General features: G+C 76.5%; 19 protein-coding genes. 15 read left to right on the forward strand and 4 right to left on the reverse strand.

Annotation, left to right across the window (positions count from 1 at the left end; all coding sequences use genetic code 11):
• Positions 1-77: 77 nt before the first annotated feature.
• The 5 genes from M8330_RS13265 to M8330_RS13285 all read left to right on the forward strand — a co-directional run bounded on the left by M8330_RS13265 (position 78) and on the right by M8330_RS13285 (position 3,699).
• Positions 78-371, forward strand: coding sequence for a WXG100 family type VII secretion target (locus tag M8330_RS13265; protein ID WP_250827719.1), 294 nt, complete (start codon positions 78-80; stop codon positions 369-371).
• A gap of 172 nt (positions 372-543) precedes the next feature.
• Positions 544-969, forward strand: a complete 426-nt coding sequence (locus M8330_RS13270; protein WP_250827720.1) for a WXG100 family type VII secretion target — start codon at positions 544-546, stop codon at positions 967-969.
• Complete coding sequence (locus M8330_RS13275; RefSeq protein ID WP_250827721.1) at positions 966-1,877, forward strand: hypothetical protein; 912 nt, start codon at positions 966-968, stop codon at positions 1,875-1,877. The genes M8330_RS13270 and M8330_RS13275 overlap by 4 nt, the downstream gene beginning before the upstream one ends.
• On the forward strand, positions 1,874-3,232 hold the full coding sequence (locus tag M8330_RS13280; protein ID WP_250827722.1) for an alpha/beta hydrolase family protein: 1,359 nt from the start codon (positions 1,874-1,876) through the stop codon (positions 3,230-3,232). Before M8330_RS13275 ends, M8330_RS13280 begins: the two co-directional genes overlap by 4 nt.
• Complete coding sequence (locus M8330_RS13285) at positions 3,229-3,699, forward strand: hypothetical protein (protein ID WP_250827723.1); 471 nt, start codon at positions 3,229-3,231, stop codon at positions 3,697-3,699. Before M8330_RS13280 ends, M8330_RS13285 begins: the two co-directional genes overlap by 4 nt.
• A gap of 13 nt (positions 3,700-3,712) precedes the next feature.
• On the opposite strand, the gene M8330_RS22495 is transcribed toward M8330_RS13285, so the two are convergent.
• Positions 3,713-8,383 carry an FtsK/SpoIIIE domain-containing protein gene (locus tag M8330_RS22495; protein WP_250827724.1) on the reverse strand — a complete coding sequence of 1,557 codons (4,671 nt, stop codon included), beginning with the start codon at positions 8,381-8,383 and terminating at the stop codon, positions 3,713-3,715.
• A gap of 280 nt (positions 8,384-8,663) precedes the next feature.
• On the opposite strand from M8330_RS22495, the gene M8330_RS13295 reads away from it, so the two are divergent.
• The 10 genes from M8330_RS13295 (at position 8,664) to M8330_RS13340 (ending at position 17,929) form a co-directional block, all read left to right on the forward strand.
• A complete protein-coding gene (locus M8330_RS13295) occupies positions 8,664-9,434 on the forward strand; it encodes an SAF domain-containing protein (RefSeq protein WP_250827725.1) in 771 nt (256 codons plus the stop codon).
• Positions 9,431-10,219, forward strand: coding sequence for a hypothetical protein (locus M8330_RS13300; RefSeq protein ID WP_250827726.1), 789 nt, complete (start codon positions 9,431-9,433; stop codon positions 10,217-10,219). Before M8330_RS13295 ends, M8330_RS13300 begins: the two co-directional genes overlap by 4 nt.
• Before the next feature lies 1 nt (position 10,220).
• Complete coding sequence (locus M8330_RS13305; protein WP_250827727.1) at positions 10,221-11,537, forward strand: TadA family conjugal transfer-associated ATPase; 1,317 nt, start codon at positions 10,221-10,223, stop codon at positions 11,535-11,537.
• Positions 11,534-12,409 (forward strand): type II secretion system F family protein, encoded by an 876-nt coding sequence (locus M8330_RS13310; RefSeq protein WP_250827728.1) that lies wholly within the window; start codon positions 11,534-11,536, stop codon positions 12,407-12,409. Before M8330_RS13305 ends, M8330_RS13310 begins: the two co-directional genes overlap by 4 nt.
• Positions 12,406-13,320 (forward strand): type II secretion system F family protein, encoded by a 915-nt coding sequence (locus M8330_RS13315; RefSeq protein ID WP_250827729.1) that lies wholly within the window; start codon positions 12,406-12,408, stop codon positions 13,318-13,320. The genes M8330_RS13310 and M8330_RS13315 overlap by 4 nt, the downstream gene beginning before the upstream one ends.
• Before the next feature lie 107 nt (positions 13,321-13,427).
• Entirely contained in the window at positions 13,428-13,628 is a 201-nt protein-coding gene (locus tag M8330_RS13320; protein WP_250827730.1) for a hypothetical protein, read from the forward strand.
• Between the two features lie 8 nt (positions 13,629-13,636).
• The gene (locus M8330_RS13325) at positions 13,637-14,095 is read left to right on the forward strand and encodes a TadE/TadG family type IV pilus assembly protein (protein ID WP_250827731.1); all 459 of its coding nucleotides are present in this window, start codon (positions 13,637-13,639) and stop codon (positions 14,093-14,095) included.
• A gap of 73 nt (positions 14,096-14,168) precedes the next feature.
• Positions 14,169-14,543 (forward strand): TadE family protein, encoded by a 375-nt coding sequence (locus tag M8330_RS13330; protein WP_250827732.1) that lies wholly within the window; start codon positions 14,169-14,171, stop codon positions 14,541-14,543.
• Positions 14,540-14,974 carry a TadE/TadG family type IV pilus assembly protein gene (locus tag M8330_RS13335; RefSeq protein ID WP_250827733.1) on the forward strand — a complete coding sequence of 145 codons (435 nt, stop codon included), beginning with the start codon at positions 14,540-14,542 and terminating at the stop codon, positions 14,972-14,974. Before M8330_RS13330 ends, M8330_RS13335 begins: the two co-directional genes overlap by 4 nt.
• A 78-nt stretch (positions 14,975-15,052) precedes the next feature.
• Positions 15,053-17,929 carry a hypothetical protein gene (locus M8330_RS13340; RefSeq protein WP_250827734.1) on the forward strand — a complete coding sequence of 959 codons (2,877 nt, stop codon included), beginning with the start codon at positions 15,053-15,055 and terminating at the stop codon, positions 17,927-17,929.
• 58 nt (positions 17,930-17,987) lie between these two features.
• On the opposite strand, the gene M8330_RS13345 is transcribed toward M8330_RS13340, so the two are convergent.
• The 3 genes from M8330_RS13345 to M8330_RS13355 are packed head-to-tail and all read right to left on the reverse strand — an operon-like array spanning position 17,988 to position 21,117.
• Positions 17,988-18,629 (reverse strand): hypothetical protein, encoded by a 642-nt coding sequence (locus M8330_RS13345; RefSeq protein ID WP_250827735.1) that lies wholly within the window; start codon positions 18,627-18,629, stop codon positions 17,988-17,990.
• Positions 18,626-20,800 carry a hypothetical protein gene (locus M8330_RS13350; protein WP_250827736.1) on the reverse strand — a complete coding sequence of 725 codons (2,175 nt, stop codon included), beginning with the start codon at positions 20,798-20,800 and terminating at the stop codon, positions 18,626-18,628. Before M8330_RS13350 ends, M8330_RS13345 begins: the two co-directional genes overlap by 4 nt.
• Entirely contained in the window at positions 20,797-21,117 is a 321-nt protein-coding gene (locus tag M8330_RS13355; protein ID WP_250827737.1) for a hypothetical protein, read from the reverse strand. The genes M8330_RS13350 and M8330_RS13355 overlap by 4 nt, the downstream gene beginning before the upstream one ends.
• Positions 21,118-21,311: the final 194 nt, after the last annotated feature.

The raw sequence follows: 21,311 nt of genomic DNA on the forward strand, positions 1-21,311 counted from the left end.
TGGGGTGGTGACAAGTGGGGCACGACACGGGGGACCCCGACCCGCCCCGGGTCACCACCTACTCGGAGGGCCACTCCATGAGCAACGGTTCCATCTCCGTCGTCCACGGCGACATCGAGACCCAGGCCAAGCACCTGGCCAGCATCAAGAACGAGCTCGAGTCGATCCTCGACAAGGCCAAGCGCCAGGTCGACAACCTGCGGGAGTCCGGTGGCTTCGCCTCCGCCGCGGGTGACTCCTTCAACATCACCTACTCCGAGTGGAACGACGCCAGCGTGAAGAGCGTCGGCCTGCTCGAGGAGATGTCCACCTACCTCACCAAGGCCTCCACCGCGTTCGCGGACATCGACTCCGCCTACACCCTGAAGTGACCCCCGCGTCGGGGGGGGGGGGGGGGGGGCGCCGCCCCCCCCCCCCCCCGGGCGGGGGGGGCGACGAACGCCAAGGGACCCCACAGCCACTCCCCCTACACCCTGACTTGACCCCGGGTTCGGCGGCCCGGGACCCGTGCCCGGGCCGCCGACGTGCTCCGGAGGAGCGAGCATGATCGACCTGGCCGACCCCGAGGCCATCGAGGCCGTCGCCGCCCGGCTCGACGCGCGCGCCGAGGAGGTGCGCGAGGGGCGCCGCGGCTTCGACGCGAAGGTCGCAGGCGTGGCCTGGTCCTCCGACGGCGCCGACGACTACCGCGGCCGGTGCGAGGAGATGTCCCGCGCGATCCAGCGCAACGTGACCGACCTCGAGCAGGCTGCCGACGACCTCCGGGCGCACGCCGAGGCGGTGCGTCGCCGCCTCGCGTGGATGGAGGACATGGTGGACCAGCTGAGACGGCAGGCGGAGGCGGCCTGGGAGGCGGGCCGGGACACGGTCGAGGAGGGCGTGGACGCCGCCCGGGACCTCACCGAGGCCACGTTCGAGTGGGGCGAGGACCAGGTGGAGAGCGCCTGGAAGAAGGTGCTCTCGTGGTGACCGTCGCCGTGGGACCGTCCGACCGGCGGGCCGCGAGCCGGCACGTCGAGCTGGGGCTCGCGGGCCTGGTGGCCCTGTCCCGGGCCTGTGCGGACGCAAGCCTGCCACCCCTCCCGGACCTCGGCGCCGCGCTCGAGCGCGACCCCGACCTCTCCCTGGTCGACCTCGCCCCCGAGCTCGAGGCGGCCCGTACGGCCCTCGTCGCCCGCGACGTCCTGGACGTGGACGCTGCCCCCACCGACGCGCTGCGCACCCAGGCGGCTGGCTTCGCCGCCGCGAGGACCCGGCTCTCGGTCTCCCTGGCGGGCGGCGGTCACCACCTGCGGCTGAGCACCTGGGCCGCCGACGGCGTGGGCGGGATGCTCGTGCGCTCCGGCGAGCGCTGCGCCCTGCGGGCCTTCGACGCCCGCTCGTGGGGCGAGGAGCTCCTCGCGGTCCTCCCACGGCACTCGGCGGACACCGGTCGCTGGCCGGGCACCGAGGACGACACCCCTGCACCTCGCGCAGGCGCCGAGCGGTCCGAGCGGCTGGTCGTCCCGCTGCGGCTGCTGACCTCCGTCGCCGGTGACGAGACCTTCGTCGAGACCCTCGATCCCGCGGTCGAGGCCGCGGCGCGCGCACTGGCGGCCGAGCTCACGGGCGCCGCGACGGTGGAGGCGGAGCGCGCCACCCGCTGGCGCGAGGGCGTCGTCGCCGTCCTGCACGCCCGCGCCCCGGTGCTGCCGCCGCGGACGCAGGGCAGCGTGCACGTCGCGGCGGCCGACCTGGTCTGGTTCCTCGTCGAGGACGGGTGGTGGTCGGCCCGTCGTTCCCGGCACGCGGGCGAGCCGGTCGTCGTGCTCGAGCCCGCCGACCGACGGGGCCTGGTCTCCGCGCTCGCCGCGCTCGTGATCGAGGCGCGCAGGTGAGCGGCGACGGCGACGGCCTGAGCGTGGTCGGCGGGTCCGGCGGCATCACCGCGGACCTGGAGGACATGACCAGCACCGGTGACCTGCTGGCCGGGCTCGGCCGGGACGTCGACGGCCTGGCCGTCTCGACCCACTCCTTCCTCGCCGAGGCGGAGGTGCTGCGCGGGGCGCTGCTCTCGCCGTCCACCTTCGCGACCTTCGAGACCACGCTGCTGGCCGCCCTCGACGGTCCGGGTGGCCTCGCGGCCAACGCCCTGGACGTGGTCGCGGCCGGCGTCCACCTGCGCACCGTGGCCGGCGCCTACCGCGCCAAGGACGAGGCGCTGGCCCGGCTCGGTCAGGAGTGGGACGAGGCCCTGGGCACGTGGATGGCGATGGCCCCCGGCCCCTGGCTGCTGCTCGGCGGGTACGCCGTCGACACCGGCGTGCTCGAGGACCCCGAGGAGCGGCTGGCGCAGCACCCGTGGCTGCTGGAGCAGCTGGTGGCGTCCTCGCCGTCCCTGATCGAGTTCTACCTGGTCGACGCCGAGCACCCGCTGACCCTCGAGGACGCCGCGGGCCTCCTGGCGGCCATGTACGACCAGAGCGGGACCTCCACCCGGCAGGACGACGGCCGGCCGACCGAGGTGCCCGAGGACCTGGTCGGGGCGCTGCACCGGCTGGCACAGGTCAAGGCGACGGAAGGGCCCGACACCTTCCAGGTCGAGCAGCAGGGCCGCGGGGAGGACGCGACCTACACCGTCTACCTGCCCGGCACCGACACCTTCGACGGTCCGCTCGACGGGCCGGACGCCCCCGACGTCCTGCGGGAGAGCGACGTCGTGCAGAACATGGGCACCAACCTGGCGGCCGTGGCAGGTGACGACAACGCCTACGTGCGCGGTGTCCTCGACGCGCTGGCGGACCTCGACGTGCCGCCGGGCGCGCCCGTGACCGTCGTCGGCCACAGCCAGGGCGGGATCGTCGCCGCCCGCGTGGCCGAGGCCGCCACCCGCGAGGGCACCGACACCCCGTTCAACGTCACCCAGGTCGTGACGGCCGGGTCGCCCGTGGACCACATCGACCTGCCCGACCAGGTGCGCATGCTGTCGCTGGTCAACGACCGCGACATCGTCCCGGTGCTCGACGGCGAGGGGCCCGTGGACCGGGTCAACCACACCTCGATCGTCGGCAGCATCGACGGGACCGGCGTCGAGGGCAACCACCTCGTCGAGGACGCGTACGTCCCGCTCGCCCAGCAGGTGCAGGCATCCGACGACCCCCGCGTGCGGGAGGCGCTGGAGGACCTGGCCGAGCCGTTCGGCGGCGGCGCCTCACTGACCTACACCTACGCGATGGAGAGGGACGAGCCGTGAGCCGACCCACCACCAGCAGGATGGGGGGCCGGGCCCTCGGGTCGGTGCTCGGCGCCACCGTGCTCGCCGCGCTCGGCGCCGGCTGCAACGGCGACGTCAGCACGACCGAGCAGCAGGGGCTGGGGACGCAGGTGCAGGCCGTGGCCGACCAGGTCGCCTCCGGCCTGCCGGGCGGCACCGTCGTCGAGGCCGTGTACGAGGACGGCGCGACCAGCCCCGCCGTCGTGCGGGTGCGCCTGGCCTGCGACGGCTGCGAGCGCCGCGCGGCGGCCGACGACCTCGCCCGCGCCCTGTGGGAGTCCACGGTCACGCCCGTGCGCTCCCTCGTCGTCAGCGTCGAGGAGGCCGACGGCGGACGCCGGGTCGAGCACGTGTGGTCCACGGTCACCCCCGAGGACAGGGCCGACCTCGTCGAGCGCTACGGCGAGCGGGACACCCCGATCGGGACGACGCCCGCGCCGTCCTGACGGTCCGGGGCGGTCAGCCCCGCGGCACCTGCACGGGGACGACGTCCCCGTCGCCGTCCAGGAGCAGGCCCCGTCCCGGGGTGAGGCGAGCCTGGAGCGAGGTGCGGGGCACCCGGAGCCCGAACAGGTCGCCGTGCCCGGTCTCCCGAGGGGAGAGCAGCAGGCCCTTGCGACCCTTGCGGGCCTCCACCAGCCAGCCGGAGAACCCCGCGCCGATCTCGTGCCCACCGGCGACGACCACCCGGAAGTCGCGCTCCCGGCTCTGCCGCACGACGGCCTGCAGCATCCCCGCCAGCGGCCCCTCGCGCAGGGTCTCGGCGTCGTCCACGAGCAGCACGGAGCCGTCGGGCAGGCCCCGCAGGTGCCCGATGACGTCCTCGGGCGCCGCGCCCGCGGCGACGACGGCGTCCTCGCCGAGCAGCGCGGTGAGCTCGTTGGCCGTCGGGGTGAGCGCCCAGGCGCGGCGACCCGTGCGGCGGGCGTGCTCGGCGGCCAGGCACAGCGCCGTGGTGCGTCCGCTGCGGGGCTGCCCCACCACCAGGGCGGGGGAGGTGACGGCCTCGACGCCGAGCAGCGCGAGCCGGTCGCCGCCCACGGCGAGCGCGACGTGGCCCGGCGGCAGTGCGGGGGCGTTGCCGGTGTCGCCGAGGACGTCCCCGAGGGCCAGCTGCGCGGGCAGCGCCGCCAGGCCCACCGGGCGCTGGTGGGCCGGAGCCGGGGGCAGGTCGGCCTCCGCCGTGCTCAGCGCGGCGCCCAGCGTGCGCACCGCCTCGCTCTGGGCGGCGCCGGAGGCGTCCTGGGTGAGCACGGCCACCTGTGCCTCGGTGCCGTGCTCGGCCCAGAACCCGCGGCCCTCGCCGATCTCGTCCGGCAGGTCCTTCACCTTCAGCCCGCCCTGCCCGTAGTCGCCCCGGTCGGGCAGGCGCAGCAGCAGCTTCTGCTCGATGGTGGTGGAGATGCGGCCCGTGAGCAGCGACCGGTCGCCGGTGAGCACCAGCTGCACGCCCACGCTCGCGCCCTCGCGCAGCAGCTGGAGGACCGCGTCGTTGAGCCGCCCCAGGTCGATCTCGCCGAGGTCGGCGGTGAAGCCCTCCCACCGGTCCAGCAGCAGGACGAGGTAGGGCAGCCGGTCCTCCGGCGCGGCCGCCCGTCGCTGCTCGTCGACGTCGGCGAAGCCCGAGCGGCCCAGCAGGTCCTGGCGGGCCCGCACCTCCTCGACCAGCCGGTCCAGCAGGCGGCCCGCGCGCTCGGTCTCGGTCCGCTGCACCACCGCGCCCGTGTGCGGCAGGGCGGTCAACGGGAGCAGGGCGCCGTTGCCGCAGTCGAGGCCGTAGAGGTGGACGTCGCGGGAGGAGCCGGCCCGGGCCAGGCCGGTGGCGATCGTGCGCAGCGCCGTGGAGCGACCCGAGCGCGGGCCGCCCACGACGGCGAGGTGACCGCTGCCGCCCAGCGTGAACGAGCGCGCGGCCTGCTGCTGCGTGGCCGGGTGGTCCTCGAGCAGCCACGGGGTGCCGAGCCCGGTGGACCTGTCGGCCCCCGTGGCGGCGGGGGCAGCGGCGGCGGCCAGGTCGTCGGCGGCCAGGTCGTCGGCGGCCAGGTCGTCGGCCAGGACCAGCCCGGGCAGCGCCGGGAGCCACGGTGCGTGCGGGGCCGCGATCTCGCGCAGCGCCCCGGCGCCGCGCGCCGCGTCGACCAGCACGGACAGGTCGGTCTCGCCCTCGTCGGTGCTCGGCCCGCCGGCGGCCGGGCGCTGGGGCGCGGTGTCGCCCACGCGGCGCCAGTCCACGGACCAGGCGGTGGGCTCGACCCCGGCGCGCGCGGCGTCCGCGGCCGCGTCCGGGCGCGCACCGCCGACCCGGCCGGCCTGGAAGGGCAGCAGCGAGGAGTGCCCCAGCCGGGCGTAGCCCCGGCCGGGCTGGTCGGCGCCGATGGTGGCGGCGTCCGAGGCGTCGATGACGTCGCGGGACTCCGCCTCGTCCGTCATCCGCAACGAGATCCGCAGGTTGGTGTTGGCGCGGATGTCGTTGGAGACCACGCCGGTGGGCCGCTGGGTGGCGAGCACCAGGTGGATGCCGAGCGAGCGGCCGCGCTGGGCGATGGTGACCAGGCCGTCGACGAAGTCGGGCAGCTCGGACTTCAGCGAGGCGAACTCGTCGATGACGATCGCCAGCCGCGGCAGCACGGGCAGGGAGGGGTCGCGGGCCTGGAGCGCCCAGTAGTCCTCGAGGTCCTTGGCGCCCGGGCCGGCCAGCAGGTGCTCGCGGCGCCGCAGCTCGGCACCGAGCGAGGTCAGGGCCCGCCCGACCAGGTGCGTGTCGAGGTCGGTGACCATGCCGACCGTGTGCGGCAGGCGCGCGCAGTCCTTGAAGGCCGAGCCGCCCTTGTAGTCGACCAGCACGAAGGTCATCTGCTCGGGGCTGTTGGCCAGCGCCAGGGAGGCGACCAGGGTCTGCAGCAGCTCGGACTTGCCCGAACCGGTCGTACCCGCCACCAGGGCGTGCGGGCCGTCGGTGCGCAGGTCGAGCCGGAACGGGCCGTCGAAGCCCGCGCCCAGCACCACCTCGGTGCGGGCGTGCGGGCCCCAGCCGGCGGCCACCGCGCGGTCGGTGGGCTCCGGCATCCCGACCAGCTCCAGCAGGCGGGCGGACGACGGCAGGGTCGACGCGGCCTGGTCGGGGGTCGTGTCGCGCACCGGCGCCAGCGCCCGGCCCACGCGCTCGGCCCAGGCGGGCTCGACGAGGTCGGGCCGGATGCGCGAGACGGCGCCGGCGGTCGTGCGGCGCAGCTCCAGCGCCCCGTCCAGCACCTCCAGCACCGCGCCGCACTCCTCGGGGAGCGAGCGCTCGTCCTCGTCGAGGCAGAGCGTGTGCACCCCGACGGCGGGGCCCTCGCGCAGCAGCGTCACGACACCCGGCAGCGAGCGCAGGGCACGGGCGCCGTCCAGCACCACCAGCACGTCCGGGCCCGGCGGGACGCCGCCCTGGGCCCGCCGCGCGACGCTGCCGGGGGAGTCGTCGCCCCGCCGGTCCTCGACGAGCTGCACCAGCTCGGCCACCCGCCGCCCGACCGAGGACTGGTCGGTGCCCAGCAGCGCGGCCACGGGCTCGCCCTCGGCGCGGCAGTGGGGCAGCCAACGGGTCCAGCCCCACTGGGGCTCCCGCTCCGCTCCGGTGAGCACGACGACCCGCAGGTCCCGTGGGGTGTGCAGCACGGCGGCCTGCCCCACGAGCCACCGGGCCAGGGCGTCGGCCTCGGCGGGGTCGCCGCACACGCCGACCACCGGCACCTGGCGCAGCGAGACCCCCACCGGTGCGTCGCCCAGCACGTCGGGCTCGCGTTCCTCCTCGTGGTCGCTGCGCGAGCGGTCGCGCACCTCGATCGTGGACGGCAGGTCAGCCACCCCCAGACGCAGCAGCAGGGCGTCGTCGTCCTCGCGCCGCCGGCGCCACAGCAGCCGGCCGGGGCCGGCCGCGGCCAGCAGGACGGCGGCCGGGTCGGGCAGGTCCTCGCGGCGGTCGTCGCGCTCGCGGCGCACCTGGGTCGCCAGGCGCCCGAGCACCGAGGACAGGTCCCGCCGGAACGCGACCACGGCCTCACGGTGGTCGCGGACCGACCCACGCCGCTGGGCCACCCAGTTGAACAGCGCCATCACCGGCGAGAGCGCGGCGAGGACGAGGTAGCGGGGGCTGCCGAACAGCAGCGCCATCGGCGCGGCCATCACCGCGGGCGCCAGCACCATCTGCCAGGGAAGCGAGACCCGGCGTGGCGGTCGCGGTGCCGCGGGCAGCACGAACGAGCGCTCGCGGACGGGGCGGCGCAGCCGCGGCGGTCGGTTGAAGTCGGTGCCCAGCCGGTCGGGGGAGGGCGTCGCGTCCGCGTCGGGCTGCCAGACCGGGTGCCACTGGAGCACGGTGCCGCCCAGGCGCAGGTCGGCGCCCGCCGGCCAGGGCAGCGGGTCCTCGGGGCGCGGCTCGCGCACCGCCGCGGCGCGGGCCCGCTCGCGCAGCGCGTCTCGGCGACGACGCTCGCGGCGGGAGAGCGCCGAGTCCGGCAGCGCCTCCAGCACGGCGGGGGAGAGGCCCTGGTCGTCGCCGACCTCGGCGTCCCCCTCCTCCGGGTCCTGCCCGTCGGGGCGCACGTCGGGGCGCACGTCGGGCTCGTCGCTGCCGTCGTCCTCGGCGGCGGCGAGCGGCGCCCCGTCGAGCCGCGCCCCGGCGCGCAGCGCGGGGTCGCAGGTGAGCACGCTCAGGGTCGCGTCGGGCGAGACCCGGACGGTGAGGGCGTCCGGCGGCAGCAGCAGGTCGGGCAGGGACATGCCCTCCGCGCCGTTGCCGACGGCGTGGTCGCCCAGCCCGAGCCGGTGCACCCGCCCGGCGCCGGGGCCGGCCACCACCCGCAGCTCGACGACGCCGCGGGGGAGGAGGACGTCCCAGCCGTCCGTCTCGTGCAGGGCGAGTACGGAGCCGGGGCGCACCCCGGCGGTGCGCAGGGTGTCCTCGGCCCCGGCCCTGGCGCCGTCGACCCAGAGGCTGGCGCGCCGGGCGAACTCGGGGTGCACCTCGCTGCCGGTGGCCCGCAGCAGCACCGGCAGCACGTCGGCGACGGCGGTGTCCGGCTCGGCGTCGAGCAGCACGTCGCGGCGGGTGCGGGTGCTGCCGTCGACGACGCTGACGCTGAGTCTCACGGGGGCTCCTGATCGTGCTGCTGGTGCTGCTGCTGGTGGTGCTGCTGGGGTGCCGGGGGCCCACAGCCTGTCTGGTCCACCCTGTCGCGTGCTGCGCGTCGGGGCGGGCCCGGGGTGCGCCGTGCGCTCCCGGCTGGTCCGTTCGTGCAGGTCACGCGTGTGCGTGGGCCGTGACCTGCACCCTTCCCCGTCCGGGCCCGGGACGAACGTGCACCCGCCCGCCGGCAGGTCGTGGCCGGGCGGACGTGTAAAGCCTCCCGGGACGGGAACAACGGCACCCGTGAGCGTCGACACCTCCCCCTCCTCCACCGCCGGCCCCACCCGGACCCGGCGCGCCCGCGCAGGCTCCGATCGGCCGCCGCGCCGCCCGGACGGCCGCCCGGCCCTCGAGGCGCCGCGCCAGCGCCGACCCGCGCTGGCCGCCCTCGCCCTGCTCCTGGTCGTGGGTGGCGCCCTCGTCGCCGGTCTCGTCGCGGTGCGGATGGACAGCCGCACCCCCGTCCTGGCCGCGGCCACCGACCTGGCGCCCGGCACGCTGCTCACGGCCGCCGACGTCACCGAGGTCTCCGTCTCCGCCGACGGGGTCGCCCTCATCCCCGCCGACCTGGCCGGCCAGGTCCTGGACGGGACCGCCTACGTCGAGGTGCCCGTCACCGCCGGCACGCTGATCGACCAGAGCATGCTCACCCGGACCCCGCCGATCGGCGAGGGCCGCGCGATCGTCTCCGTGCCGCTCTCCGCGGCCATCACCCCCGGCGCTGCGCTGCGCAGCGGCGACCTGGTGCAGGTGGTGCGCACCAGCGGCGCCGCGCAGGGTGGGGCCGCCGGTCCCGTCCCCCTCACCGAGGGCCTGGTCGTGGAGATCACCGGTGGGGGCTCCGAGGACGACCTCACCGCCGCCGCGACGGCCTCGGTGACCCTCGTGGTGCCGGAGTCGGTGGCCGCGGAGGTCGTCGACGCCGCCGGCTCGGACCGGGCGGGCCTGGTGCTCCTGGACCGCGGCCAGTCCACGGACGTGGACCTGCGGGTGCTGGAGGGGGACGGCTCGTGAGCCTGATCGCCCTCGCCTCCGCCAAGGGCTCGCCCGGCGTCACGGTCACCGCGGTGGCCCTCGCCCAGGCCTGGCCCGACCCGGTCGTGCTCGCCGACGTCGACCCGGCCGCCGGCGACGTCGCGTGGCGCCTGGCCGACGCCACCGGCGAGCCGGCCGACCCCGAGCGTGGCCTGCTCTCGCTCGGCGCGGCCGCCCGCCGCGGCGCCGCCGAGACCACCCTGGGCGACCACCTCCAGGACCTGGCACCCGGCTTCCCCGCCCTCGTCGGGGTCCCGGGCCCCGAGCAGCTCGGCGGCATCGGCGCGGTGTGGACCCAGCTGTCATCCCTGCTGCGCGAGCACACCGAGGCCCACGGCGGCGACGTGCTGGTCGACGCCGGCCGGGTCGTGCCCGGCTCACCGGCGATGCCGCTGCTGGCCGCCGCCGACGCCGTCGTCCTGGTCGTCCGGCCTGACCTCGAGGGGGTCGCGCACCTGCGCACCCGGCTGCACGCCCTGCGGGCGGCCCTGCGGCTGGACGAGCCGGGCGCCTCGCCGGTCGGGGTGCTGGTCGTCTCCGGCTACCGCGACACCGGGGTGCTCGACGACCTCCAGCGGGTCCTGGACATGGACGGCCTGCCCGCCCGCGTCCTCGGCCTCGTCGCCCACGACCCCAAGGGGGTGCGGGTGCTCCACGCCGGACGCTCCGGCGACCCCCGCCGCACCCTGCTCGGCCGGTCGGTGCGCGGGCTCCTGGAGCCCGTGCGCGACCTGGCCGGCGCACGCACCCCGGAGGTGGTCTGAGATGGACCAGCAGCTGGTCAGGCGGCTCCGTGAGGAGGTCGCCGAGGTCCTGGCCCGGCAGCGTCGTGAGGACGCCGCCTCCCACGTGGCCCCCATGTCGGCCGAGGACGAGCGGCAGTTCGCCCGCGCGGTCGTCAGCCGCGTCCTGGACTCCTACGCCCGCGAGGAGGTGCGCGCGGGACGCACCCCACCCTCCTCCGAGGACGAGGCGCAGCTGGCAGAGGGCGTGCACGCGGCGCTCTTCGGCGTCGGGCGGCTCCAGCCCCTGCTGGACGACCCCGACATCGAGAACATCGACATCAACGGCTGCGACGACGTCTTCATCGGCTACGCCGACGGGCGCGAGGTCCGGGGCGACCCGGTGGCGGAGTCCGACGACGAGCTCGTCGAGCTGGTGCAGACCCTCGGCGCCTACTCGGGCCTCACCAGCCGCCCGTTCGACACGGCCAACCCCCAGCTCGACATCCGGCTGCCCGACGGCTCGCGGCTCTCGGCCGTCATGGGTGTGTGCCGGCGTCCGTCCCTCTCGATCCGCCGGGCCCGGCTCTCCCGCGTCGGCCTGGACACCCTCGTCGGCTACGGCACCATGTCGCCGGAGCTGGCGGCGTTCCTCTCCGCGGCCGTGCGGGCCCGCAAGAACGTGATGATCGCCGGCGCCACCAACGCCGGCAAGACCACGATGCTGCGGGCCCTGGCCAACGAGATCGAGCCGGCCGAGCGGCTCATCACCGTCGAGCGCGCCCTCGAGCTGGGCCTGGGGGAGTTCTCCGACCTGCACCCGAACGTCGTCGCGTTCGAGGAGCGGCTGCCGAACTCCGAGGGCACCGGCGCCATCGCCATGTCGGAGCTGGTGCGCCGCTCCCTGCGCATGAACCCCAGCCGGGTGATCGTGGGCGAGGTGCTCGGCGACGAGATCGTCACCATGCTCAACGCCATGAGCCAGGGCAACGACGGCTCGCTGTCGACCATCCACGCCAACTCCTCGGCCGAGGTGTTCAACCGCATCTGCACCTACGCCATCCAGAGCCAGGAGCGCCTGCCGTCGGAGGCGACGATGATGCTCATCGGCGGCGCCATCGACTTCGTCGTGTTCGTGCAACGCGTCAACGACTTCTCCTCCGGCGGCCGGCTGCGCCGCATGGTGACCTCGGTGCGCGAGGTCAACGGCGTGGACGGTCGGGTGCTCTCCAGCGAGGTCTTCGCCCAGGGCGCGGACGGGGTGGCCGTGCCGGCCGCGGCCCTGTCCTGCCTCGAGGACCTCGAGGCCGTCGGCTACGTGCCCGGCGCCGCACCGACCTGGCTGGAGCCCGCCTCGTGAGCGGCGCGCTGGGGCCCGAGGTCGCGCTCGTCGTGCTCCTGGGCGGGGTCGCGGCGGCCGGGCTGGTGCTGCTGGTCGTCGCGCTCGTCCCGCGACCCGTGAGCGAGACGGCCCGTGAGCCGTCCCGGTTGCTCCCCGCCGTCCGCTCCCTCGGCGCGCGGCTGCCCGTGGCCATCGGCGTCGGGCTGCTCGTGCTGCTGCTGACCCGCTGGGTCGTCGCGGCCGTGGCCGCCGGGGCGCTCGTGGTGCTGTGGCGGCGCGTGGCCGGCCGCGAGGGCAGCCTCGGCGTCGAGAAGGTGGAGGCCCTGGCGGCCTGGACCGAGTCGCTGCGCGACACCGTGGCCGGGGCGGTCGGCCTGGAGCAGGCCATCCCCTCGACCGTGCACGCCGCCTCGCCGGTGATCCGCGACGACCTCCAGACGCTCGCGGACCGGCTGCGCGTCCGCGTCCCCCTGCCCGAGGCGCTCCAGCGCCTCGCCGACGACCTCGACGACGCCACCGCCGACCTGGTGGTCGGCGCCCTCATGCTCAACGCCCGGCTGCGCGGGCCCGGCCTGCGCGACGTGCTCGGCTCCCTGGCCGACTCCGCCCGCGCCGACCTGGAGATGCGGCAGCGGGTCAACGCCGACCGGCGCAGCATCCAGCGCAGCGTGCAGATCATCCTGGGTGTCACCGTGCTCTTCGTCGGTGGCCTCTCGATCTTCAACCCCGGCTACGTCGAGCCGTACACGAGCCCGCTGGGCCAGCTCGTGCTGGCCGGCATCCTCGGCCTGTTCGCCGCCGGCATCACCTGGCTGCGGCGCCTGGCCCGGTTCGAGACCCCCGGCCGCTTCCTGCGCTCGCGCGTCGACCGGGCGGGGGCGAGCGCATGAGCCTCGTCCTCGGCGTCCTCGGTGGCGCCCTCGCCGGTGCCGGCCTGCTGCTCGCGGGCTGGCTGGTCGCGCAGCCCAGCACCTCCGGGCCCGTCGCGCTCGCCCGGCTCGACGCCCGCCGCCGGCGGGGCCAGCGGCACGCCGGCCTCACCGCCGACCGTCGGCACGCCGACGAGTCCCCCCGCATGCGGCGCCTCGGCTCCGGCCTCCTGGACGCCGTGGAGGCCCGTGGCGTCCGGCTGCCCGGCCGGCTGGCGCCCGCGCTGGGCATGACCGGCATGTCGATGGAGATGTTCCTGGCCCGCACCGTCGTCGGTGGGCTGCTGGGCCTGCTCCTGCCCGTCGTCGTGCTCGGGCCGGGCTCGCTCACCGGGCTGCTGCCGGTGACCGCGCCCCTGTGGCTGGTGCTCGTCGGCGGCCTCGTGGGCCTCGTCGTGCCCTACCTCGACGTCCTCCAGAAGGCGGGGGAGCGGCGCCGCGACTTCCGGCACATGGTCTCCGCCTTCCTCGACCTGGTGGCGATGAACCTCGCCGGCGGACGCGGCGTGCCCGAGGCGCTCTCCTCGGCCACCTCGGTCTCCGACGGCTGGGCGATGGTCCGCATCCGCGACACGCTCGAGGCCGCCCGGCTCCAGGGCAGCACGCCGTGGGCGGCCCTCGGGCAGCTCGGCGTCGAGGTGGACGTGGACGAGCTCCGCGACCTCGCGGCGGCCCTCGCCCTGGTCGCCGAGGACGGGGCGAAGGTGCGCGACTCGCTCAGCGCCCGCGCCGCCAGCATGCGTCGCCGCGAGCTGGCCGAGGCGGAGGGGCGGGCCGCCGCCCGCTCCCAGTCGATGCTCGTCGCCCAGGTGCTCATCGCCCTCGGCTTCCTCCTCTTCCTCATGTTCCCGGCGGTCATCCGCATCCTCTGAGGCCGCGCACGATTGGCCCGCCCCGTCCGGGGAAGGCTGACGCTCGACCCGGCCCCCGTCCCGCGCTCGTCCCACCCGTCCCACACGCTCCTCGGAAGGACCACTCCATGCTCGCCCCTCTCCACCTCCTCCTGCTCCTGCTGACCGTCCGCCTGCACGACGTGCGCGACCGGGACCGCGACGACCGCGGTGCCAGCGTCGTGGAGTGGGTCATCATCACCGCCCTCCTCGTGGGCCTGGCGGTGCTGGTCGCCGGCGTCATCACGCAGCTGGTGACCAGCCAGAGCCAGAAGATCCAGGTCGACTGAGCCCGACCGTGCCGCGCCTGCCCGTCCCGCGCACCGACGACGTCCGCCCCCGTGGCCGGCGTCGCACCGTGGCGACCCTGCCCGCGCGCAGGTGTCGCGACGAGCGCGGCACCTCGGCGGTGGAGCTGGCCTTCTACGGGCCGGTGCTGATGCTGCTGACGTTCCTCATCGTGCAGACGGCTTTGCTCTACCTGGGCAACCAGACCGCCGGCTCCGTCGCGCGCGAGGCCGCGCGGGTGGCCCGGACGACGGGCAGCGCCTCGCAGGCCGAGGCCGCCGGCCGCGCCTACGCCGAGCGCGTGGGCGGCGGCGTGTTCACGCTCTCGGACGTGCAGGTCAGCCTCGTGGCCGCCGACCGCGTCCGCGTCACCGTGAGCGGCCGCTCCCAGGAGATCGTCCCCGTCCTGGTGCCCGAGGTCTCCGAGACCGTCGAGGGTCCGATCGAGCGCTTCGTGGGCGGTGAGTGAGGTGCCGGGCACCACGTGCAGGAGTCGGCGAGCCGGCCGCCGAGTCGCCCGTCGGCGCGACGACCGCGGCACGATGGCCGTGGAGCTGGTGCTGCTGGCTCCCGCGGTCGTCGCGATCCTGCTGCTCGTCGTGGCCTTCGGCCGCTACGTCGCCGTGCGCGGCGACATCGAGGCGACCGCTCGCGACGCGGCCCGCGAGGCCTCGCTCCAGGCCAGCGCGGACCAGGCCCGCGCCGCCGCCCTCGACGTCGTCGACGCCTCCCTCGAGACCTCCAGCCGCTGCGCGCCCGCCCAGGTGCTCGGCGACTGGGCGCCCGACGGCGAGGTCCGCGTGGTGCTGACCTGCCGCGTCGACTACAGCGACCTCGGCCTCGTGGGCCTGCCCGGCAGCCTGTCGGTCGACGCCGACAGCGCCGTGCCGCTCGACCCGTACCGGAGCTACCGATGAGCGCACCCACCCGAGCCCTCCGCGGGGCCCCCGACCGCGACGACCGGGGCACCGCCACCGTCTTCGTCATCGGCCTCGCGCTCGCGCTCATGGCCGTCGCGGGCCTCGTCCTGGACGGGGGCCTGGCCCTCAACGCCCGGATGAAGGTCGCCGACGACGCCGAGCAGGCCGCCCGCGCCGGCGCCCAGCAGATCGACCTGGCGACGCTGCGGTCGAGCTCCGGCGTCCTGCGCATCGACGGCGGCCTCGCCCGCGCCCGGGCCCAGGAGTACCTCGTGGGGCGCGGCTACACCGTCGGCAGCGTGGACGTGGCGGGCGACTCCGTCACCGTCAGCGCCACCGAGACCGTGCCGACCCGGGTGCTCAGCCTGCTCGGCATCGACTCTCTCACGGTCTCCGCGACCGCCACCGCCGAGGCGGTCACCCGGTGACGCCCGCACCCTTCCCCGCGCCCTTCCCGGCACCTGCCGCCCCGGCCACCCCGCCCACCGACCCGAGCGAGTGATCGAGTGAACCCCCCAGCGACCACCAGCGCGCACGACGAGCAGACCCCCGAGCAGGAGCTGCGCCGCGGCCCCGAGCGGTTTGCCGCCCCGCCGCCCCCGCCGCAGCGACCCGGCGCCCTGCGCACGGTCGGGGCCGGGCTCGCGCTGCTGGTGCTCGTCGTCGGCGTCCCGCTGGGGCTGCTGGCCCTCACCGGGCCGCCGCCGGTGCCCACCTCGCTGCCCGACCGGGCCACGCTCACGCAGCCGCTCTCCACCGGCCTCGTGCTGGGCGTCCTGGCCGTCGTCGTCTGGCTGGCCTGGCTCCAGTTCACCGTCTGCGTGGTGGTCGAGGGGGTCAGCCTCCTGCGGGAGGGCGGGCTGCCGCGCCCCGTGCCGTTCTCGGGCCGCTCCCAGGCCCTGGCGCGCGCGCTCGTCGGGACGCTGCTGGTCGGCTCCACCCTGCTCGGCTCGACCGGCGCCGCCCAGGCGGCGACCGCCGTCGCACCGACCGGCCCCGCCGGGCCGGCCGCCGTGCAGGTCGTCGGCGCCTCCTCGGAGGATCGACAGGCCATGCAGGACCGGGCGCAGGACGGGGCGCAGGACGGGTCACGCGCCACCGACGTCGTCGAGGGCGTGACCCTCGAGCGCGACGCCGCCCCGCGGATGCAGCACGTGCCGGGGGTGCCTTCGGACATGACGGACGTGATCGGCAAGAAGGTCGTGGTCGTCGCGCCGCCCGACGGGCACTACCACGACAACCTCTGGGACATCGCCGAGCGGCACCTGGGTGACGGGCGCCGCTGGAAGGAGATCTTCGACCTCAACCAGGGCCGGGTGCAGCCGGACGGCGAGCAGCTGGTGCTGGGCCGGCTCATCCAGCCCGGCTGGGTGCTGGTGGTGCCGAACGACGCGACCGGTGCCGAGCGTGTGCACGCCGCCGCGCCGGCCTCGCGGGGCACGGGCGGCCCCGCGTCCGGCGACCGGTCCACGACCGGCGGTGCGGACGTGTCCGCCACCGACGGGGCCGGCACCGGTGTGGACGGCGGGGTGAGGACGGGCGCTGACAGCGGCGCCGTGACCGCCTCGACCGGCCCCTCGGGCGCCCTGCTGGCGGGCGGCCTGCTCGCCGCGTCCCTGATGACGGCGCTGGCAGCGCGGCGTCGACGGGGAGCCGGCACCGAGCCCGACGACGACGCCCTCGAGGCCGAGGTCGCCCTGCGGGCCGGCGCCGACCACGACCGGGTCACGCGCCTCGACCTCGCGCTGCGCTCGCTCAGCGCCGCCTGCCGCGCCGAGCGGGTCGCGCTGCCGCCGGTCTTCGCCGCCACCGTCGACGACGAGGCGGTGGAGCTGCGGGTCGCGCCGGCCACCACCGCCGCCCCGGCCGGCTGGTCCGTCCACGACGAGGGCCGCCGGTGGCGGCACGAGGGCGCCGTCGACACCGAGCCGGCAGCCCTGGGCCACGCCCCCTACCCGGGGCTGGTGTGCCTGGGCCGCGACGACCGCGACGCCGACGTCCTCGTGGACCTGGAGTCCGTGGGCGGCCCGCTCTCCCTCGACGGCGACCCCGGCGTGGCGCGCGAGGTGCTGACGGCCCTGGCCGCCCAGCTCGCGACCGCGCCCTGGGCCGACGAGCAGCAGGTGCTCGGCCGCGACCTCGTGCCGGCCCTGGGCGGGGCGGCCGGTGACCGGCTGCGGCTGCTCCCCGACGAGCAGGCGGTCGCCGACCTGCTGGACACCTGGGACCGGGATCGCCCCGCCCGCCCCGCCGCCGACGTGCTCGCAGGGCGGCTCGGGCGCCACCGCGGCTCCGCGCCGCAGTACCTCGTGCTCGGCGGGCGCACCGAGCCCGCGCTGGCCGAGCGCCTCGCGCCGGTGGCCGCCGCCGATGCCCGCGGCGTGGCGGTGCTGGGCCTCGCGCCGCTGGCCGGCGCACGCTGGCAGGCCTCCGTGGACGCGGCGGGGTGGCTGAGCCTGCCCCTGCTCGACCTGGAGGTCGACGCGGTGCGCGTCACCGACGAGACCGCCGGCCAGCTGGCCGCCCTCTTCGCCGCCGCCACCGCCCCCGCGCCCGTCGGCGCGGCCGCGCCCGCACGGGTGAGCGTGGACGAGCCGCCCCACCCGGCCGACGACGCGCACCTGCACGCCGCCGCGGTGCGGGTGGCCGTGCTCGGTCCGCTCGAGGTCGGCGCACAGGGCGGCATCGACCCCTCGCGCCTCGAGCTCGCCCAGGAGCTGGTGGTCCTGCTCGCGCTCGCCGACCAGCCGGTGCACCCCTCCGTCGTGGCGGCCTCCGTCTGGCCGCGCGGCGTGACGCCCGAGGTCCGCGACGCCACCGTGGCCCGCACCCGCGACTGGCTCGGCGAGGACGCCGACGGCAACCCGCTCCTGCGGCAGACCTCCGACGGCCGGCTCACGCTCTCGCCGGACGTGGCCGTCGACTGGGTCGCGCTGCGCACCCTGGTGCTGCGCGCCCGGGCCGCGTCCGCGGCCGACGAGCCCGAGCTGCTGCGGCGCGCGCTGCGGCTGGTCCGTGGCCCGCTGCTGGCCCGCCGCCCCGCCCGCCGCTACTCGTGGCTGCCGCGCACCCGGATGGAGCGGGCCGCCGCCGCGGTCGTGGCCGACGCCGCGCTCCGGGTGGCCGCGCTCACCACCGACCACGACCCGGCGGGTGTGGCCGCGGGCTGCCGCGCCGCGCTCCGGCTCGCCCCGCACGACCAGGCCGTGTGGCGGGCCCTGCTCCTGGCCGAGCACCGCGGGCCCGAGGGACCGCAGGCCGCCGACGTCGTCGACGAGCTGGTCCGCGTGCTCGAGCTCGGTGGCGTGCCGATGGACGCCGAGACCGAGGCGCTCGTCGTCGACCTGCTGCCCCAGCGGCCCGAGGGCGCCGAGGGCGCCTGACCCCTGTGCCTGACCCCTGTGCCTGACCCCTGTGCCTGACCCCTGTGCCTGACCTGGCTCAGCCGCGAGCGGCGGACTGGACCTGGTCGGCCAGGGTGAGCACCGTGTCGATGAGCTGCTGGTCGGAGCCGTCGTCGAGGTAGGCGTTGACGACGTCCCGCGCGTCACGCAGGTCCTCCGACCTCGTCCGCCAGTCCTCCCAGTCCTCGGGCAGGCCCGTGTCGGCGACCGTCGTCCAGAAGGCCAGGCGCTCGGAGGCACCGGTCACGCCCGCCGAGGCGGTGTCCTCGGTCCCCGCCAGGGCCGGGCTCAGGGCGCCGGCCAGCGCGACATACTCCTCGGTCGGCAGCGCGGCCGCCTGCGTCGCCCACGCCTGCTCCGCCTCGCTCTGCGCGACCGAGTCGGCGGCGGGGAGGTCGCCGTCGGCCACGGGGGAGAGGAGCGCGACCCGCCCCTCGGCGTCCAGGTCCTCGGCGGCGCACGTCCAGGTGCCGGGCAGCCGGAGCGCGTCCGGGCTGCCGTCGACGACCGCCGAGGCGTCCACGCCGGCGTCCTGGAGGCAGGCGGTGAACGCCTCGTCCTGGGCGGGTTCCTCGGCCGAGCAGCCCACCAGCGACGCGGTCGCCAGCGCACCGGTCACCAGGCCCGCGGCCAGCGCGCGCCGGGGTCGGTCCGCCCGGCGATGCGTCCCGGGCCTCACGGGGTCGACCCCGACGTCGTGTCCCACGAGCCCTCGATGGCGTCGCGCAGGGCGATGATGTCGGCGACGTCCTGCTCGGAGGAGTAGGCGTCCAGGTAGCCGTTGACGAGGTCGCGCGGGTCCCGGGTGTCGGGGTTGCGCGCGACCCACTCCTCGAAGTCGGAGGGGTCGTCGGCGTGGTAGCTGGCCCAGATGGTGAACGCGATGCGCTCGGCCTCACCACGGTCGTCGGAGGCGTTCTCGGAGGCGGCGTCCAGGGCGCGCAGGCGCGAGGCCTCCTTGTCGATCTCCTCCAGGAACCCCAGGGTGAACGTGGCCGCTGCCCCCGTGACCGGGTTGGTGCCGGCGCCCACGGAGACCGAGCTCTTGAGCAGCGACTCGAGCACCCCGCCCCACTCGAAGTCCTCCCCGGCGATGTCGCGCAGGCGCAGGACGATGCCGGCGTTCTCCGCCGCCTGGCGCGGAGCGTCCTGGTCGGCGGCGTTCTGCGCGATGAGCCGGCCCATCAGCTCCTCGACGTCCACGCCCGAGTCCTCGACCAGGCGCCGCAGCTGGGTGGGCCCGGCCTCGGCCATCTGCGTGCCCGAGTCGGCGGCCGTCACGAGCGCCGCCATCAGCTCGGTGTCGTCCACGATGGCGCCCAGGTCCACGTGCAGGTCGTCGCTCCAGGGGTAGGGCACGGCCTGGTCGCGCGCGTCGAGCGCGGCGAGCAGGCCGGTGAAGTCGTAGGCGCGGTCCTCGCGGCGCGCGTCGTGGAAGTGGTCGACCATCGCGTCGACGCCGTCGCGCCACAGGTCGGTGAGGCGGGCGTAGTCCTCCTGCCGGGTGCCGGGGGAGGTGTTCATGAACGGGGAGTGCATCAGCTGCATGAGCTCGGTCGCGGTCTCGTCCCCGACGTGCTCCATGACGTCGGCCAGGGCCTCCCCGTCGGCGCGGTCGAGCCACTGGTCGAGCGGTGAGGTGTCGTCGTAGGCGTAGGCCAGCGCGATCGGGAACAGCCCGGGGCGGGTGCCGTCGTAGTAGCCGTCGAGGCCACCACCGTCCAGCGTGGCGCTGTGGGTCGCCGCGGCCACCGCGTTCATCCGGGCGTCCGCCGCGTCGCTGCTGGTGAGCAGGGCCCAGATCCGTCGTCCGGCGGGGTCCTCGTGCACCATCGCGTCGACCAGGGCCGCGAAGTCCGCGTCGTCCTGCGCGCTGATGCCGCCGGCCACGACGTCGCCGAACCCCTCCAGCTCGGTGCGCACGTCCTCGTAGGTGTACTCGGAGAAGCCGAGGTCCTCGTCGATCAGTCGGTAGACCTCCTCGATGCCGTCGGCGCCGAGGGCGTCCACCAGGACCTCGGCCCAGCCGGGGTCGTCGGCGTGCGCGGCGATGGTGGCGAGGGCGTCGCGGACGGCGTCGGGGTCCGACCCGTAGGTGTCCTGCCGCAGCGCGTCCTGGAGCGCCGCGACCGCCTCGTCCACCTCTCGTCGGTCGACCGACCGCTCCCACGCCTCGGTGCTGGCCGCGCCCAGGACGAGGCGGTCGTCGAGGGGCCCCAGGTCGACGGTCGGCCCCTGGCCGGAGGTCCACTGCCGGACGGCCTCGTCGGGGACGTCGACGGGGGACGCCTCCGCCAGGGCGTCGCCCAGCGCGCGGGTCTGCTGGCCCAACCACTGGCGCAGGTACCCGAAGGAGGTCTCCAGGTCGTGCTGCGTGCGGCGGCGCTCGTCCCCGGCCGTGTCGACGGCCGCGGTCCGACGCCGGTCCACCTGGTCGTACTCGAAGCGGTTCGGCCGCTCCTCGGCCGCGTCGAGGTCGGCGCGGCCCTGCGTGCGTGCCCGGTCGGCCGCGGCGACGGCGTCGACGTAGGTCTGCTCGGAGTCCTCCCAGCGGCGGTTGAGCCCCGGCAGCTGCGCGAGCGCGTCGTCGTAGTCCTTCGCGAGGGAGCGCAGGGCCCCGGGCACGCCGTCCAGCCCGTCGCCCATCGTGGCCAGGACGCCGCCGAGCGCCGACATCTCGGCCTTCAGGTCGGTCGCGGCCGTGCCCGTCCAGCCACCCCCGATGTCGTCGGGCGCCGTGGCGCTGCGCCGCCCGGTGCGGGCCACGTCCTCGCGCAGGTCGCCGACGGACGTGGCCACGCGCCGCAGACCGTCGGGGTCGACGTCGAGGGTGAAGTGCTTGTCGCTCACGAGCCGGACTCCGGCGAGAGGGAGAACCCGTCGGCGAGGTCCTGGTCGAGCCTGGTCACGTCGATGACCTCCACGTTGATGTTGCCCGCGACCACGCCGGCCGAGGTCGCCGTCAGGTCCAGCGCCGCCCGCCAGCCGATCTGGTACTTCTCGGCGCCGTCGGCGACGGCACCGGAGAACTCCCCGCAGGCACGCTGGACGGCGCCGCAGTGGCCGACCACGCCCGGCTGGGCGTTCTGCAGGGTCTGGCGCAGGGTGCGGAACCGCTCGACCAGCGGCGTCACCGCCGCCGGGTCCAGGTACAGGTCGTCGGCCACGTCCACCTCCGGGGTCTGCCCGCGCCGCCGGGTCGGCGGGGCTCACGTGCGGCCTGCCCCCGCCGGGCCGCCGTCAAACCTCTCCTGCGCCCCGGGTTCGCCCGTCCCGCGCCCGGCCGCGCCCGCAGGCAGCGACCACAGTCACCGACCACAGGCACCGACCAGGGGTCGACCGTGCCGGTGGCCACGGCCGG

The sequence above is a fragment of the Nocardioides bruguierae genome (assembly GCF_023656415.1).
Taxonomy (GTDB): domain Bacteria; phylum Actinomycetota; class Actinomycetes; order Propionibacteriales; family Nocardioidaceae; genus Nocardioides; species Nocardioides bruguierae.